The sequence below is a fragment of the Enterococcus olivae genome, from assembly GCF_053760925.1.
The window spans coordinates 17,249-33,967 of the sequence record NZ_JBSMVT010000030.1 but is presented as its reverse complement, the minus strand read 5'-3'; the positions used below and the strand labels follow the sequence as shown (position 1 = coordinate 33,967).

General features: G+C 34.5%; 14 protein-coding genes. 7 read left to right on the top strand and 7 right to left on the bottom strand.

Annotation, left to right across the window (positions count from 1 at the left end; genetic code table 11):
* Nucleotides 1–238 precede the first annotated feature (238 nt).
* Genes ACWODM_RS14435 through ACWODM_RS14410 form a run of 6 tightly spaced genes read left to right on the top strand, consistent with a single transcriptional unit; the run spans nt 239 to nt 8,118 of the window.
* The gene (locus ACWODM_RS14435; protein ID WP_455322051.1) at nt 239–1,060 is read left to right on the top strand and encodes a hypothetical protein; all 822 of its coding nucleotides are present in this window, start codon (nt 239–241) and stop codon (nt 1,058–1,060) included.
* Nucleotides 1,061–1,107: 47 nt separating this feature from the next.
* Nucleotides 1,108–1,500 carry a conjugal transfer protein gene (locus ACWODM_RS14430; protein ID WP_455322050.1) on the top strand — a complete coding sequence of 131 codons (393 nt, stop codon included), beginning with the start codon at nt 1,108–1,110 and terminating at the stop codon, nt 1,498–1,500.
* Entirely contained in the window at nt 1,484–3,931 is a 2,448-nt protein-coding gene (gene tcpF / locus ACWODM_RS14425) for a conjugal transfer ATPase TcpF (RefSeq protein ID WP_455322049.1), read from the top strand. Before ACWODM_RS14430 ends, tcpF begins: the two co-directional genes overlap by 17 nt.
* Before the next feature lie 9 nt (nt 3,932–3,940).
* Entirely contained in the window at nt 3,941–6,151 is a 2,211-nt protein-coding gene (locus tag ACWODM_RS14420) for a CD3337/EF1877 family mobilome membrane protein (RefSeq protein WP_455322048.1), read from the top strand.
* 10 nt (nt 6,152–6,161) lie between these two features.
* A complete protein-coding gene (locus tag ACWODM_RS14415; protein ID WP_455322047.1) occupies nt 6,162–7,181 on the top strand; it encodes a bifunctional lytic transglycosylase/C40 family peptidase in 1,020 nt (339 codons plus the stop codon).
* 16 nt (nt 7,182–7,197) lie between these two features.
* Nucleotides 7,198–8,118, top strand: coding sequence for a conjugal transfer protein (locus ACWODM_RS14410; RefSeq protein WP_455322046.1), 921 nt, complete (start codon nt 7,198–7,200; stop codon nt 8,116–8,118).
* A 176-nt stretch (nt 8,119–8,294) separates the two neighbouring features.
* Here the strand turns inward: ACWODM_RS14410 and ACWODM_RS14405 are convergent, their stop codons facing one another.
* Genes ACWODM_RS14405 through ACWODM_RS14390 form a run of 4 tightly spaced genes read right to left on the bottom strand, consistent with a single transcriptional unit; the run spans nt 8,295 to nt 12,186 of the window.
* Nucleotides 8,295–9,425, bottom strand: a complete 1,131-nt coding sequence (locus ACWODM_RS14405; protein ID WP_455322045.1) for a glycerate kinase family protein — start codon at nt 9,423–9,425, stop codon at nt 8,295–8,297.
* A gap of 14 nt (nt 9,426–9,439) precedes the next feature.
* A complete protein-coding gene (locus tag ACWODM_RS14400) occupies nt 9,440–10,246 on the bottom strand; it encodes an alpha/beta fold hydrolase (protein ID WP_455322044.1) in 807 nt (268 codons plus the stop codon).
* Nucleotides 10,247–10,257: 11 nt separating this feature from the next.
* Complete coding sequence (locus ACWODM_RS14395) at nt 10,258–11,340, bottom strand: Gfo/Idh/MocA family protein (protein ID WP_455322043.1); 1,083 nt, start codon at nt 11,338–11,340, stop codon at nt 10,258–10,260.
* Nucleotides 11,341–11,367: 27 nt separating this feature from the next.
* Complete coding sequence (locus tag ACWODM_RS14390) at nt 11,368–12,186, bottom strand: sugar phosphate isomerase/epimerase family protein (protein ID WP_455322042.1); 819 nt, start codon at nt 12,184–12,186, stop codon at nt 11,368–11,370.
* A 162-nt stretch (nt 12,187–12,348) separates the two neighbouring features.
* Between ACWODM_RS14390 and ACWODM_RS14385 the strand changes: the two genes are divergently transcribed.
* Nucleotides 12,349–13,104: a DeoR/GlpR family DNA-binding transcription regulator gene (locus ACWODM_RS14385; RefSeq protein WP_455322041.1), complete on the top strand. Its 756-nt coding sequence runs from the start codon at nt 12,349–12,351 to the stop codon at nt 13,102–13,104.
* Between the two features lie 93 nt (nt 13,105–13,197).
* Here ACWODM_RS14385 and ACWODM_RS14380 read toward each other — a convergent pair whose 3' ends face one another.
* The 3 genes from ACWODM_RS14380 to ACWODM_RS14370 all read right to left on the bottom strand — a co-directional run bounded on the left by ACWODM_RS14380 (nt 13,198) and on the right by ACWODM_RS14370 (nt 16,718).
* Entirely contained in the window at nt 13,198–14,043 is an 846-nt protein-coding gene (locus tag ACWODM_RS14380) for a MurR/RpiR family transcriptional regulator (RefSeq protein ID WP_455322040.1), read from the bottom strand.
* An 84-nt stretch (nt 14,044–14,127) separates the two neighbouring features.
* A complete protein-coding gene (gene rpiB / locus ACWODM_RS14375) occupies nt 14,128–14,571 on the bottom strand; it encodes a ribose 5-phosphate isomerase B (RefSeq protein ID WP_455322039.1) in 444 nt (147 codons plus the stop codon).
* 101 nt (nt 14,572–14,672) lie between these two features.
* Entirely contained in the window at nt 14,673–16,718 is a 2,046-nt protein-coding gene (locus ACWODM_RS14370) for a glucose PTS transporter subunit IIA (protein ID WP_455322038.1), read from the bottom strand.
* Nucleotide 16,719: the final 1 nt, after the last annotated feature.

Genomic DNA, 16,719 nt, shown 5'->3' with positions numbered 1-16,719 from the left:
CTCTTGCGCCATGGGTATCGTCTGGGCAAGCTGGCATAGCCAGCCCGTCAAATCAGACTACCATGCCGCAACTCATTATCAAATCAACATCGGAACTTACAGATAACACATGATTTTCACGTTTTTCGAAAAGTGGCTAACTTGTTCTTGAAATTTGGGTTTTTTTGATGATAGTTTCTTTTTTCAGATATCTATAATAAATAAGTTTGAATTCTTAATTTCTTCAATTATTGAGGAAATGTCTTCACCTCTTCAAATTGATATAAATAATTTCACTTACTCTTTAGTAAAAATTTTAAATACCCACAAAAACAAAGAATTAATTTCTGTATTGTTAAATCCACAGTCAAATAGATTTGATGTTATTGATACTATCCTTTCTTTATTAGATGAAATCATCGAACACAATAAAGATATAGACAGAAAAATTCAAGAAGTGCATGCTGCAAAAACATTAAAAAACATTATAGTTAGAACTGATTTTACAACAAAAACTAAGAGTCAGTATAATTGGAATTACACTCAAGGTATTCATGGTTTGCTTCTTTTACTTGGAGAACTAAACATTAGGGAAAAATCAATTGGTTTGTATATTGATCGAGAAGATAATACTGTCCTTGCAGCACAAAATTATAATTTTAAAAAAGTCGTTAGTGTAGATTCTAAAGAATGTATTGGTGTCCGAATTGCAGATATTTGGAGTAACTTCATTGGCAGATTTTTAAAGTCTATCGAAGATGAATATAAAGAAGACTGGGATTTAGAGGAGACAAAAACAAGAATAGCAGAAAGAAGAATTTTATCAGCCAATTGGTTTGACCTTACAAAGGATCAATACAACTTATACAAAAAAATTTCTGATATATTTTATATTAGACAGTATTATTGGACTATTCATACCAATAAGTATCCCGGATACACTACTACATTTATGACTTTGATTTATTATGTAGGCAGAGAACATTATAGTTATGAGGAATTTAAAAACATTGATTTAGAAACTCATCGTGAACGTTTTAATAGTATGAACTATCATAGAGAAAGTGAACATTATAATTAGACAAACCTTGAGTTTGTCTTTTTTTATTTATAGAAAGAAGTGGTATTTTGAAAAAACTAAAAAGTTATACCAGTATTTGGTCGGTTGAAAAAGTAATTTATGCAATCAATGACTTTAAACTTCCCTTCCCAATTAGTTTTAGTCAGATGGCTTGGTTTGTGTGTAGTCTATTTACAGTGATTTTATTAGCTGATATCCCTCCTCTTTCATTGATTGAGGGCGCGTTATTGAAATATGTCGGCATTCCTGTTGGTTTGACTTGGTTCATGAGTCAAAAGACGTTCGATGGGAAGAAACCCTATCGTTTCATTCAAACCGTTGTCACTTATGCCTTCCGTTCGAAACTGACCTATGCTGGAAAAAAAGTAATATTTGAAAAAGAAAAAATGAATGAGACTGCCACAATAGTAAGGAGTGAATGGATTGAACTATCCGATTAAATATATTGAAAATAACCTCGTGTTCAATCACGACGGTGAATGTTTTGCCTATTACGAATTGTTGCCCTATAACTATTCCTTTTTGACACCTGAACAAAAATTACAAGTACACACGAATTTTCGACAACTGATTGCACAAAATCGCGAAGGGAAAATTCATGCCTTACAGATTAGTACGGAACGATCGATTCGTTCGATTCAAGAAAAAAGTAAAGAAACAGTCACTGGCCGGTTGAAAGACATTGCTTTTCAACGGATTGATGAACAAACCGAAGCGTTAGTAAACATGATTGGCGACAATCAAGTGGACTATCGCTTTTTTATTGGCTTTAAACTCTTAGTCAATGAAGAGGAAGTTTCCTTAAAGAATTTGAAAAAATCTGCTAAGAATACACTCACTACATTTTTTAGAGAAGTGAATCAGAAATGGATGAGTGATTTTGTAGTAATGCCACAAGATGAAGTCCGTCGTTACACAAAAATGGCGGACCTCTTACAAGCAAAAATCGAACGTCGTTTTCATATTAGACCTTTAGATAAAAATGATTTTGGTTATCTGATTGAACATCTATATGGCAAAGAAACAAGTTCTTTTGAAGAATACGAATTCTTTTTACCGCTCAAAAAATTAAAACACCAAACACTCGTGAAACGATATGATTTATTGAAACCGACTCGTTCCTTGATTGAAGAAAATCAACGCTATTTGAAAATTCAAAATGAAGAAACGACGTCTTATGTTGCGTATTTTACAATTGATTCAATTGTTGGTGAATTGGATTTCCCTTCCAATGAGATTTTCTACTACCAGCAACAACAATTCGACTTCCCAATTGATACCAATATGAACATTGAAATTGTCGCCAATAAAAAAGCCTTATCTACTGTTCGAAACAAGAAAAAAGAACTGAAAGACTTGGACGACCACGCATGGAATAGCGACAATGAAACAGGAAACAATGTCTTGGAAGCCTTAGAAGATGTCAATGAGTTAGAAGCCGAACTGGATCAAACTAAAGAAGCCATGTACAAACTAAGTTATGTCATTCGAGTGGCCGCTACTTCCTATGAAGAATTAAAACGTCGCTGCAACGAGATCAAAGATTTCTATGACGATTGGAGTATTAAATTGGTTCGTCCTTTTGGCGATATGTTGGGCTTACATTATGAATTTCTCCCTTCAAGTAAACGATACATCAATGATTATGTACAATATGTGACTTCTGACTTTCTAGCAGGCTTAGGTTTTGGTGCGTCACAAATGTTAGGAGAAACGGAAGGCATTTACATTGGCTACAATATCGAGACTGGAAAAAATGTGTATCTCAAACCTAGTCTAGCGAGTCAAGGCGTTAAAGGCTCGGTGACCAATGCTCTGGCATCCGCTTTTCTTGGTTCTTTAGGTGGTGGTAAATCCTTCTCTAATAACTTATTGGTGTATTACTCGGTTTTATTTGGTGCACAAGCCTTGATTGTTGATCCAAAGGCCGAACGTGGCAATTGGAAAGAAACCTTGCCAGATATGTCCAATGAAATTAATATCGTCAATCTAACCAGTGAAGAGAAAAATCAAGGCTTGCTTGATCCCTATGTTCTCATGAAACGAAAGAAAGACGCCGAAAGTTTAGCAATTGATATTCTGACTTTTCTAACTGGAATTTCTAGTCGAGATGGCGAAAGGTTTCCTCTGTTACGAAAAGCGATTCGCTCCGTCACTCAAAAAGAGATTCGTGGTTTGTGGTTAGTCATTGATGAATTACGAGAAGATGATAACCCATTATCCCATTCGATTGCGGATCACATTGAAAGTTTTACCGATTACGATTTCGCCCATTTATTATTCAGTGATGGCACTACAGAAAACTCGATTAGTTTAGACAAACAGTTAAACATTATTCAAGTGGCGGATTTGGTCTTACCAGACGCTCAATCAAATTTTTCAGATTATACGACTCTTGAATTATTGAGTGTGGCTATGTTAATTGTCATTTCAACGTTTGCTTTGGATTTCATTCATTCTGATCGAACCAAATTTAAAATTGTTGATTTAGATGAAGCATGGTCGTTTTTACAAGTCGCACAAGGAAAAACCTTATCCAATCGCTTGGTTCGTGCAGGTCGTTCAATGAATGCGGGTGTTTATTTTGTCACGCAAAATGCGGACGATTTAATCGATGAAAAATTGAAGAACAACATAGGATTAAAGTTTGCCTTTCGTTCAACGGATAGTCAAGAAATCAAAAAGACCTTAGCCTTTTTTGGTGTTGATCCTGACGATGAGGATAACCAAAAGCGGTTAAGAGAATTAGAAAATGGCCAATGCTTAATCCAAGATTTGTATGGACGTGTGGGAACGATTCAAGTCCATCCAGTTTTTGAAGATTTATTCCATGCCTTTGATACTCGTCCCCCCGTCCATCAAGAAGAGTGAGGTGTATTCATGAAACCAAAATTGAAAAAAATGTTAGGTGTCATTCTTCTGATTGGAGGAACGACTTTTTTATTTCTCTTGCTTTTTGGTCCGGCCGCTCAGGCAATTGGGCTAGTTGATGATACCGTGGACGCGCAAAATCTTTATTCCCAATATCCATTGGCGCATTATCAATTAGATTTCTATGTTGATACCGATTGGGATTGGCTGCCCTGGAATTGGAAAGATGGCATTGGGAATCAAGTCCAATATGGCTTGTATGCTATGTCTGATTTTATTTGGACCATTAGTTTGTATCTCTCCAATGCGACTGGTTACTTGATCCAACAAGCCTACAAACTAGATTTTATCTCGGACACAGCCAATCAAATTGGCGAAAACATTCAAATATTGGCAGGCGTATCAGAAAATGGCTTTTCCACTTCTGGCTTTTATGTTGGTTTTCTGTTGTTGTTTATTCTGATTGTGGGAGCGTATGTTGCTTATGTCGGCTTGATTAAACGAGAAACATCCAAAGCAATTCAAGCAGTCACTAATTTTCTTGTAGTGTTTGTTTTGTCGGCCGGCTTTATTGCTTTTGCGCCTTCGTACATTCAACGGATCAATGAATTTTCTGCCGATATTTCGCAAGCAAGTTTAGATTTAGGCGCTCAAATTATTTTTCCTCATTCGTCTTCACAAGGAACAGATAGTGTAGACAGTATTCGAGATACCTTGTTTTCGGTACAAGTCGAACAACCTTGGCTACTACTACAATTTGATAACTCAAATAAAGAAGACATTGGCGAAAGTCGAGTCAATGACCTTTTAGAAGTCAATCCTGATGCCAATAATGGCAAGGATCGGGAAGAAGCGGTTAAAAATGAAATTGAAGCACATGACAACCAACAACTGACTTTAACAAAAACAGTCAATCGATTAGGGACGGTTAGCTTTTTAGTCTTGTTTAACATTGGGATTTCCATTTTCGTTTTCTTATTGACGGGCATTATGATTTTCAGTCAAATTCTGTTTATTCTCTATGCAATGTTCTTACCTATCAGTTTCTTGTTGGCTATGTTGCCAACCTTTAGTGGTATGGGAAAAGCAGCTCTGATGAAACTCTTTAATACCATTATGTTGCGAGCAGGAATCACGTTGATTATTACGGTGGCGTTTAGTTTATCCACCATGTTGTATAGCTTAACCACCAGTTATCCTTTCTTCCTTGTTGCTTTCCTACAAATCGTGACTTTTGCGGGCATTTACTTAAAGATGGGCGACATTATGAGCTTGTTTAATCTTCAAGCCAACGATTCCCAACAAATTAGTCGAGGTGTCATGAGACGACCAAAACAATATATGCACCGAGGAGCCAGACGACTTCAACGAACGATTAGTCGAACCATGATTGGTGGATCGCTTGGGTATTTGGCAGGCAAAACCAAAGGCAGAAAAAAAAGGAATCAACTTCCTTCAACTGCAGGTACAACACCTTCCAATTCTCGTGCGTCTGTTCCTTCCAATCAACAACCAAAGAATGAACGTACACAACGACCAACCACTCGAAGTTATCAGACCGGACAACAAATTGGTAAAGTTTTGGATAGTAAAAATCGAGCAAGCAATTTCGTGGCTCAAAAGACACAACAAGTTAAAGAGTTCCCTAAAACAGTTACAGGAAATATCCATCAAACTGTTTCTGATTTTAAACAAGGGATATCAGATGAACGAACAGAAACAGTGACTAGTAAAAATAGACCCGTTGTGCAATCTCGAAAAACAAAACAAGAAACACATCGAGCAACGAACAAACCTATGACTGACAAGAACCATCAACGACCAACAGTTGGTACAATTCCAGCGTCGAAAAAAGCCAAGCAAACAGAGTTGCCTCAAGTAAAACGAACTCGTCCAGTGAAGAAACAAGTAGAATCCAAACCGATTCGTTCTACTGTCACTCGTCCACCTATACAACACAGACCATTGAATAAAGTTCAAACAGTGGCGCAAGAAGTACCACAAAAACAAACAGTTTCAAAAGTACAAAAGCGAATCACCAAACAAATGCACAAATCAATGAAACAACGACCTTCTATTAAGCAACAAGCTCCTATTTCTCACAAGCAACCGACAATGAATAGGACGAATAAAAAACAAACCACTTCAACTGTCTGTTATTCCCAAAATAAACATCAAAAGAAAAATGTCCGTTTCACACGTCCAATGAACAGAAAGTAGGTCAATCGCTATGAAATGGAAACTAAAAGTAATAATTGCTTTGACACTCTTTCTGTCCTTCTTTGGCTTATTGTCCTTTGTGGCAATTTTTGTGGCAGATGAACCTCAAGGTAATTCTTCTGATTCCATTGTTATTCAAGGAAGTGGTTTATCTGTTTCACCAGAGGTCCTAAAGTATCGCTCCTTAGTAGAAAAATACGCAAAGCAAGAGAATGTTGAGGACTATATCCATATTCTCTTAGCGATTATTCAAGTCGAAAGTGGTGGTACTCTAAAAGATATCATGCAGTCGTCAGAATCAAAAGGCTTGCCACCCAATACGATTACTGACCCAGAAGAATCAATTGCACAAGGTGTTTCCTATTTTGCAGGATTGGTTCGTTCTGCGGAAGCGTTAGGTGTTGATCAACAAAGCGTGATTCAAGCGTACAATTACGGCGGTAGCTTTTTACATTATGTCGCAAAAAATGGAAAAAACTATTCTTTTGAATTAGCGGAAAGCTTTTCTAATGAACAAGCTAACGGTCAACGAGTCACTTATAGAAATGAACTTTCGATTCCTAAAAATGGTGGCTGGCGGTATAACTACGGCAATATGTTTTATGTGTTATTAGTTAGCCAATATTTAGAGACAGCTTCGCAAAAATTTGATAACCAAACCTTTCAGACAATTATGGACGAAGCCTTGAAATATCAGGGCTATCCCTATGTTTTTGGCGGGTCCAATCCAAATACCTCTTTTGACTGTAGCGGCATTACCCAATGGACCTTTCAGAAAGCTGGTATCACTTTGCCTCGTACTGCCCAAGCACAATATGAGGTGATGGATCACTTGCCTTTGTCGCAAGCGGAACCAGGGGATTTAATTTTCTTTCACTCGACCTATGCGACTGCCGATTATGTGACCCATGTCGGTATTTATGTAGGAGATATGAAAATGTACCACGCCGGCGATCCGATTGGTTACACCGACTTAAACGAAAACTATTGGCAGCAACATTTAATTGGTGCTGGACGAATTAAACAATAAGAAATGAGGAGTATTCATGAAAATTCATATTGAACGCAAACCTAAAAAAGATAAGCCATCTAAACAAAAGAAAGTTAAAACTATCCACTTGGGAACTCACAAAAAGAGTGTCCTTTTCTTGTGGCTGTTATTGATTAGTAGCTTTAGTTTTGGCCTCTATAAAAACTTTACTGCTATTGATACGCACACGATTCATGAGACAACAATTATTGAACCTGTGCTGATTGATACCCATGCGGTTGAGAGTTTTACTCTTAATTTTATTCAAGAGTATTATTCTTGGGAAAATAACAAAGAAGCTATTGAGCAACGACCTGAACGAATCAATCGTTACCTGACTTATGAATTACAAGAATTGAATGTAGATACCATTCGGACCGATATTCCCACGAGTTCTTCTGTCAGTGATCGCAAAATTTGGCGCATACAAGCGATTGATGAACAAAACTTTGAAGTGATTTACTCTGTTACCCAACGAATTACCGAAGGCGAAGAAAATAAATACAGTACATCATCTTACCGTATCACCGTTCATCAAGATGAAGCAGATAATTTAGTTATTACCACTAATCCGACGATTTGGACCACTCCTCAAATCTCTGATTTTCAACCAGAATTTTTTGAAAATGACAACAGCATTGAAGAAGGACTCCAACAAGAAATAATCGCCTTTTTGGAAACTTTCTTTAAATTATATCCAACCGCAAGTAGTAGTGAACTAACTTATTACATGGCAGAAAACACCTTACCAATGATTAACAAAGAGTTGATTTTTTCAGAATTGATTTATCCTTCCATTCAAATGAAGGATAAACAATATGTTGTAAAAGTAGCTGTAAGATATTTGGATAGTGAAACAAAAAGCGAAAATATCTCTCAATATCAGTTAGCTTTAGAGAAGAATGATAATTGGAAGATTGTTGCACAGTTACCTTAATATCATTGAATAGACAAAAAGGAAGCATCAAACTTATCTGATTGCTTCCTCTTTGTTATTTATCATCAATATACAGAGTGTGTCCTTGATACTCATAAACTCGCACCTGTTTGGGCTCATTCAATGTTCTTATTTTTAGTTTAAAATCTAGTTTTTGTCTAATATAAACAAGGTTTTTAATTAATACTATCCACTAAAATAAATAATATATCTTTAGTACGCTCAGCTACTCTGGTTAGATTTTCTTTAGCATTTTTCATAGCTTGATCTATAGACATTATTTTATCAACAATAGGGATAACTACATTTAAACCTTGTTTTTTAAAAGATTTCGGATTTCCTTCTACAGAACCTACAAAAGCTATAACAGGGATTTTATTTTCTTTTGCCAAACGACTAATTCCAACAGGTACTTTTCCTTGTAAGCTTTGATCATCTATTTTACCTTCACCTGTAATTACGAGATCTGCTCCGTTTAATTCTTCTATCAACGTGGAATACTCTACTAAAAGAGAAAAGCCTGAAACGATTTTTCCTTTCAGTAATGTGCGTAAACCAAAACCTAAGCCACCTGCTGCTCCATCTCCAGCTTCAGTTGATTGACCAAGTAAAACTCTGTCTTGAAAGCTTTTTAATGATTCTTCATATTCATCAAGTTCTGATTTCATAAGTCCTTTTTGTGTTCCAAACATATATACTGCTCCTTTAGTTCCTGTCAAATGACTAGTAACATCCGAAGCAATAATCAATTCAATATCATTCAATCGTTGATCGATGTTCGCAGAATTTACTTCTTGAATCTTTGATAAATTTTCGCCAAAAGGTTCTATATTTTTATGATTATTGTCTAGAAATTCCACGCCCAAAGCGTTTAAAGCACCTATACCTCCATCAATTGTTGCTGTTCCACCCAAACCAACAATAATTTTCTTGGCTCCTAAATCTAAAGCTGCTAGAATTGTTTCTCCGACGCCGCGACTATTAGTATTAGATGGGTGAGTAGCTACAGTCCCATCTAAGAACTGAATACCTGACGTATCAGCAGATTCAATAATAGCTAGCTTTTCTTCTTCAATCCATCCAAAAGTAGCTTGCATTTCTTCTCCAATAAGATTATGCACATTTGCTTTTTGATAAGAACCACCATAATTCTCAATGAAAGCCTCTACGGTTCCTTCTCCTCCATCAGCTATTGCAATTTTTTTTACTGATATATCTTGACTAGAAAAAACTTGTTCGATAACATTATTTGCTTGAATACTACTAAGTGAGCCTTTCATAGAATCAATGGCTGTAATAATTTTCATACTCTTCACCTCCATCAATCCTTTGTAATAAATTCACTGATAGCATTGACAGAATCCACTTTATGTTTCGTTCCAGAAATGGTCTTTGAAGTGATTTCTTTAAAATCTGAACAAGGCATTGCTTCATAAAGTAATTTGGCAAAATCCATAGGGTGTAATGGATCTAGTTCCGATCCTAAGATTAATGTGGGTATCTTTACATTTGCCCAATCATCTTTATTATTGCTAGGACAATCAGAAGGAATCTTAATCAACTTTAATGACGCACTTTTAGCGTATGGATAGTCAAACTGTCCTAATAATGTTGAGCCTGCATAATGAGATATGTCATTTAACTCATTAAAAATTTCAGTTTGTTTAAATGCTTCTTTTTTATCTTCAATTGAATCATCATTCATAATCATATAAATTGTTTTGAAAGCAGTTTGAATAACAACAGGTTGAGGTTTATCATCCCAAGCAGGTTTTGATAAAACTAATTTTACAATTCCTTTAGGATAACGAATGGTAAAATTTAAAGCTACTCCCGCACCTGTAGAAATTCCACCAATTATAAAACTATTTAGTTCTAGATAATCGACAAATGCTTTTATATCATCTGCAAATTGATTAAAATTTAATTTTTTTTCGTCTCCAAATTCAATAGTTTTACCATGTCCGCGAAAATCTATTGCAATTCGTCTAATATTCGGAATATCATTTAAAATATCAAGTGTTTGATTTACATCTCCACCTAATCCATGAAGAAAAATAAATGGTAATCCATTATTTTTATCATCTTCATAGTGAAAATCAATTCCATCATAATTAAATTTAGGCATCTAATTTCTCCTTATAGCTCTCCAGAAACAGAGTCAACTCTCACAGTTTCACCAGTTTCAACTGATTTTTGTACGGCTTGCATAATCTTCATTGTTTCAATTCCATCAAAAACAGTTGCTCCTCTTCCTTTTTCACCTGTTAAAACTGTACGGGCAAAATCTTCTATTTGACGACGATAAAAGTGACCATCTGCTGCAATCGGTCTATGGAAACTATCATCAGATGATTTAAAAATTTCTACATCGCTTCCTTTAAAGAACCATGGATTATATGTTTTCGCTACAATAGAACCATGCTCACCATATACTTCAAATCCTTCATGCCAATCCATTCGAACTTGTAAAGTCAAATCTAATTGACCAACGAATCCATTTTCAAATTCAGCAGTTACAAACCAAGAATAAGAACCATATTTTTCTGTCAACCATGCTTTAACAGCGACAATATTTCCACCTAAATATCGAGCAGTGTCGAATAAATGGCTCCCATGGCCTCTCATGTAGTAGCGTCGCTTATCAGCCTTGGGATCACCTTTTGGTTTTTTAGCATTTGGTCCAACTAGAATTACAGGTTGAATATTATCCGTTGTAGTATAACGATAAGTATTATCACAATACCAAGCCTTAAGAGCTAGCATTTCACCCATTTCTTGATCGACAAAGTCTTTTGCTGCTTCTATACCTGGATCAAATCTTTTCATATTCCCAACTTGAACATGCACATTATGTTTTTTAACGATTTCACCTAATTCTTCAACTTCCTCAATTGACATACCTAGAGGTTTTTCAACTAATACTGGCTTTCCAGCTTCAACAGCCTTGATTGTCATTGGCACATGAAAATTATCTGCAATTCCAATTACAACTGCATCCAATTCAGGATCAGCTAACATTTCATCATAATCTCTATATAGTTTTGTAGGATGATAAATTGCATCCATCTCTTTCAATAAAAATTCATCAATATCACAAATAGCATAGAGTTCAGCGTTGTTTGATCTTCTAATAGAATCAAAATGTGCGGCTTGTGAAATTTGTCCTGCACCTAATACTCCAATTTTCAATAACTTGTTTTCTTTTTTAATGTCTGTCATAAATTACACTCTTCTTTCTATTGGTTTTTAAAATTCAATTACTTTTAATGCGTGTTCAATCTCATTTTCTTCCAAACCATGCATGATGACTGGTCCGTTATAATATTTTTTTAATTCTTTTAAATATGAGTTCAAAGGTAAATTACCTTTTCCTATTGGTGCAAATTTTATTTCAGTGTTCGAAACTATACAATCTTTACAATGTGCGATTTCTATATAACTACTTAATTCTTTTAATGCATAATTAATTTTCTCTTCCAATCCATTAACATCTAAAGTAGTGACAATATTTGCTGCATCAAATAAAACTTTTAAATTGGGACTGTCATAATGTTTCATTAGTTTAATTGTATCTTCTACTGAACTAATTACGTTTGCTTGTTCTGGTTCAACAACAATGATAACGTTGTGTTCTTTAGCCATACGAATCATTTCATCTAATGAATTAAACAAAATCCCCCAAGCTTTATCTGTATGATTATCAGGATGTGCACGCCAGAAGTCTTCCTGATCGAGACTACCTGTAGAAATTGAAACGTATCGTACACCTAACTTTTCAGCAGCCTTCACTACTTCATTAAAGCCTCGCATATTAATATTTCTTTTTTCCTCATCTAATTCTAAAGTATTGAAAGTTCCCGAAATAATTGAAATAGAAACTCCTGTTTCCTTCGAAACTTTACTTATATCTTCAATAATTTCACTCTTAATCTCTAACGGTATGCTTGGTAATCCTACATTTGAAAAATTAAATTGTACAGTTGTAAATCCAAACTCACGAATTTTCGTAAATGCTTCTGATAATGTATACTTGGCAAACACCTTCGAGAAAATTCCTTTTTCCATTGTATTACCTCCTAATTGTACTTTCAGAAAATTGTTTTCTTTGTTAAAATAGATAAAAATAAGTGTAAACGATACAATTCGATTACTTTCAATTATCTATGTCTAATGATACAATTATTTTCGATATAATTCAATACAAAACGATTAATTAGGAGGATTATTTTGTTAAAAAGTGAAAGACATCAATTTATTCTAGATTTAGTTAAAAAAGATGGAAAAGTTTTAGTAAACCATTTGACTGAAATTTTAGGAGTTACTGAGGATACTATAAGAAAAGATTTACAAGAATTATCAAAAAAGGGGTTAGTAAGACGTGTTCATGGTGGAGCTTTGAATATTAATCATGAAATCATAGACTTTGAACAACGTGTTAGTCAATATTCCGAAAGGAAGAGAAACATTGCCTTGAAAGCAATTGAATTTCTCGATAACAAAAAAGTCATTTTCATTGATAGTGGTAGTACAAATTTAAGTTTTGCTGAACAAATTCCTCAACATTTTGAAGGACTTGTTATTACCAACAGTCCAGTTATAGCTCTTTCTCTATGTAATCATCCTAAAATAACTATTCAATTATTACCTGGAGAATTAGAAAAAGTCTCTAAAGTTTTAAAAGGAAGTTCTACCATCAAAGCAATTGAAGATATTAATATCGAGCTTTGTATACTTGGAGTTTCATCAATTGACTGTATTAAAGGTATTTCAGTCCCTTCTTATGATGAATCTATAATAAAAAAACAACTTATTATTCAAAGCTCTGAAACGATAGCTCTGATCACCAAAGAAAAATTCGATACTTCTTCAACCTTTTATGTAGATGAAACAAATAAGCTAAAGTCGATTATTACTGAAAATGGTGTTAACAGTAATACAATTAAAAAATATAAAGAGCTTGGAATTCAAGTAATTACTACGTAATATAATTAGATAATAGAAGTTTACTTATTTTAGACATTTAAAAACCCCAACAAATTTATTGATTACAAATTTGTTGGGGTTTTAGATTAAAAATTATGTTTTGTATTTCGCTAAATATTCTTCTCTATCTGTGCTATATCTTTTATAGTTACCCTCTTTATCACTAGATAGCAAAAGTATTAACATGTCTACAATCGCAACTTGTGGAAGTCTCGTAGAACTAATTGCTTCAAATCTTAACTTTTCATTCGTGAAGCTCATAATAACATAATCTACAATTTGTACTAATGGCGACTGCGCATAACTTGTAATAGCTATTGAAGGGACAGATTTCTGCTTAGCTATATTTGCAATATCTAAAATCATGTTTGTACTTCCTGAATTTGAGATTAATAAACAGGCATCATTTTCTGTCATACTAAATGCTGCATTTGTTTGCATTTCTGGTCCTATATTTACTATAGATCTTACTCCATATTGATTGAATTGATAAGCCGCGTATACTGCTACTGGATTAGTATTTCCAGCTCCAAAAATATAAAGAGTGTCACATTTCTTTATTAGTTCGAGACTATCTTTTACCATAGAACTATCTATTAAATCCGCTCCTTGTTTTAATTCCTCTATTTTGGAAAGAAAAATATTTTGAATTGAAGAGTTATAATCGGTTAAGTCTATTGACAACTTAGCTATTTCATCCCAATTGTTTATGCTTCTTGCCAAAGCAATTTTAAAGTGGTAAAAACCCTTACATCCAGCTTTTTTCGACAGCCTCATAATAGTTGCTTCACTAGCTCCACTTTTTTCTGCTAACTCGGTTACACTCATATTGGTTACTTTTGAAGGATTAGACAATATATAGTCAGCAACTTTTTTCTCTTGCTCAAAAAGATCAGTGTATATTAATTCGAGTGATGCTAAAACATTCTTATCATCCATATTTACTCCCTATTTCTTCCAGTTTTATTTACAGTATAATAGAAATAGAGCGTTCTATAAAGACAAAAACTCATTTAATTAAAATCATAAGTTTCTTGTATCACTTTCTATTTTAGAAATTCGTTGACTATGTCGTCCACCTTGAAAATCAGCATTTAGCCACGTTTCTACAATCATTAAAGCTAACCCTTCTCCTGTTACTCTTTCACCCAAGCAAATGATGTTAGCATTGTTATGTTCTTTAGTTGCTTTTGCAGAAAAAACATCTCCCACAACGGCGGCCCTAATCCCTTTATTTCTATTAGCAGCTATACTCATACCAATTCCAGTACCGCAAATTAAAATTCCCAGATCAGCTTCTTTATTCAAAATCAACTTTGTTACTTTACGAGAATAATCAGGATAATCTACACTTTCATCACTGTTTACACCGACATCTTCAACTTCGTGTCCAAGTTCTACTAAGTATTTGTAGATTGCTTTTTTTAGATGAACCCCACCGTGATCATTACTGATTGCTAATTTCATTTTAATCCTCCCATTCAAATAACTGGCTTATTTTTTCTTTCTAAAATATTTTAAGACTGAAACAAAAGTCTCAGCCTTAAAACATTTACTTATTTTACTAATTACAACTTAATCAAATTACTTTGTCCGGCTTTAACTTTTCCTTTGCTTGCTAAAGTTACATTATATTTATTCTTATCTAAATTAGTGAAGATAACAGGCGTAACTAGGGAATAACCTTTACTTTTAATTTGATCTACATTAACTTCGGCAATCAAATCATTTTTACTGATGACATCTCCCACTTCAACTAATAATCGGAATCCTTCGCCCTCTAAGTTTACAGTGTCTAATCCAATGTGAATCAACACTTCATTTCCATAGTTATCGATAATTGAGATGGCATGTTTAGTTGGGAAGATACCTACAATCTCTCCGGATACAGGTGCATAAATGACATTGTCTTCAAGTTCTATAGCAAATCCATCGCCCATTGCTTTTGAAGCAAATACTTGATCAGGAACTTCATCAATTGTTAGAATTCTTCCAGTAGCAGGCGCTACAATTTCTAATAATTTTTTAGAGTCAGCAGGACCTTTGTTAGAAGCTTCTTTAGCTACTACTGCTGGTTGTTCGTAAGAATCCCCACGTAAGTTAGCTAGAACAGCTTCTTTGATTCCTACAGCTTTATTTCCGTAGATAACTTGAACATTTTTTCCTAATACACTTACACCAGAAGCTTCTAATTCTGCCGCAAAGATGTCTTTATCAACGACTGCTGTATCAACTACATCTACCCGTAGTCTTGAGTAACAAGCGTTAACATTTTTGATATTTTCTTTACCACCTAGAGCTTTGATAATATTTGTAATTTGGTCTCCATCATAGTTAGATACACCAGTTGCTTGTGTTTTGGTTTCTACAGTTCGACCAGGTGTCTTAAAGTCAAATTTTACAATAGCAAATCTAAATAATGCGTAGTTGATAGCTGCAAAAACTAAACCTACAGGTATTAAAATCCACCAATGAGTACGAGTAGTCAATAAGTTAAAGAATCCGAAGTCTAACAAACCACCTGAAAATGATAGTCCTAAATGAGCGCCTAATAAATTCATGGCTGTAAATCCAAGTCCAGTAACAACAGCATAAACTAAAAATAAAGCTGGTGCTGTGAAAATAAATAGAAATTCTAGAGGTTCTGTAACACCAGCGATTAATGAAGTTAAACCTGCTGACATTAGAATACCCGCAACTTTTGCTTTTTGATCAGGCTTAGCTGTATGATACATTGCTAATGCAACTGCTGGCATTGTGAAAATCTTTAGTACGAATAAGCCATTCATAAAGTTACCTGCTGTAATAGGAACACCATCAGATAATTGTGAGAAGAAGATTAATTGATCTCCATTGACCACTTGACCTGCTGCATTTGTATATTCACCAGCTTGTAACCAGAATGTTGGCCACCATACGTGATTCATACCAAATGGGATTGTTAGACGTTCTATGAAACCAAACATAAATCCAGATACACCAGGATTTAAGTTAACAATAAACTCAGACAAATTGTTAATTCCACCTTGAATTGGAGGCCAAATAAATACCATTAAAAATCCTAAAAACAATGATGTGAATGCAGTAATAATTGGAACACTTCTTTTTCCGGCAAAAAACGCTAAAGCAGTTGGTAATTTTACGTCATGGAATTTATTAAAAATTGATGATGTTAGCACACCAACAATAATTCCTCCTAAAACACCCGTTTGAATTGTTGGAATACCTAAAATTTCAACATACATGTTAGATCCAGCAACCATTTCAGGTGTAATCCCCATCACACCACCAATGGCTACGTTCATAATTAAATAACCAACAATTGCTGATAGTGCTGCAACTCCGTCATTGTTGGTTAGTCCAATGGCAACCCCTGCTGCAAAAATCAATGGTAAATTTGAAAAAATAATTCCACCGGTTGATAATAATACATTAAAAACGTTTGACATTACTGCATTATCTGCAAAAGGCATCATCTCTAAAAATGCAGGATTAGTAAAAATCGTTCCTAATGCCAATAGCAAACCTGCTGCTGGTAAAATAGCAATAGGTGTTTGAAGAGAACCACCAATACTGGTCAATTTGTTAACAAATTTCATTAATTGATCTTTCATT

What these genes read in the sequence shown, in the direction of transcription:
- ACWODM_RS14435 (WP_455322051.1), top strand. Translation starts at nt 239, where the DNA reads ATGTCTTCACCTCTTCAAATTGATATAAATAATTTCACTTACTCTTTA.
- ACWODM_RS14420 (WP_455322048.1), top strand. Translation starts at nt 3,941, where the DNA reads ATGAAACCAAAATTGAAAAAAATGTTAGGTGTCATTCTTCTGATTGGA.
- ACWODM_RS14415 (WP_455322047.1), top strand. Translation starts at nt 6,162, where the DNA reads ATGAAATGGAAACTAAAAGTAATAATTGCTTTGACACTCTTTCTGTCC.
- ACWODM_RS14410 (WP_455322046.1), top strand. Translation starts at nt 7,198, where the DNA reads ATGAAAATTCATATTGAACGCAAACCTAAAAAAGATAAGCCATCTAAA.
- ACWODM_RS14405 (WP_455322045.1), bottom strand. Translation starts at nt 9,425, where the DNA reads ATGAAAATTATTACAGCCATTGATTCTATGAAAGGCTCACTTAGTAGT.
- ACWODM_RS14400 (WP_455322044.1), bottom strand. Translation starts at nt 10,246, where the DNA reads ATGCCTAAATTTAATTATGATGGAATTGATTTTCACTATGAAGATGAT.
- ACWODM_RS14395 (WP_455322043.1), bottom strand. Translation starts at nt 11,340, where the DNA reads ATGACAGACATTAAAAAAGAAAACAAGTTATTGAAAATTGGAGTATTA.
- ACWODM_RS14390 (WP_455322042.1), bottom strand. Translation starts at nt 12,186, where the DNA reads ATGGAAAAAGGAATTTTCTCGAAGGTGTTTGCCAAGTATACATTATCA.
- ACWODM_RS14380 (WP_455322040.1), bottom strand. Translation starts at nt 14,043, where the DNA reads ATGGATGATAAGAATGTTTTAGCATCACTCGAATTAATATACACTGAT.
- rpiB (WP_455322039.1), bottom strand. Translation starts at nt 14,571, where the DNA reads ATGAAATTAGCAATCAGTAATGATCACGGTGGGGTTCATCTAAAAAAA.
- ACWODM_RS14370 (WP_455322038.1), bottom strand. Translation starts at nt 16,718, where the DNA reads ATGAAAGATCAATTAATGAAATTTGTTAACAAATTGACCAGTATTGGT.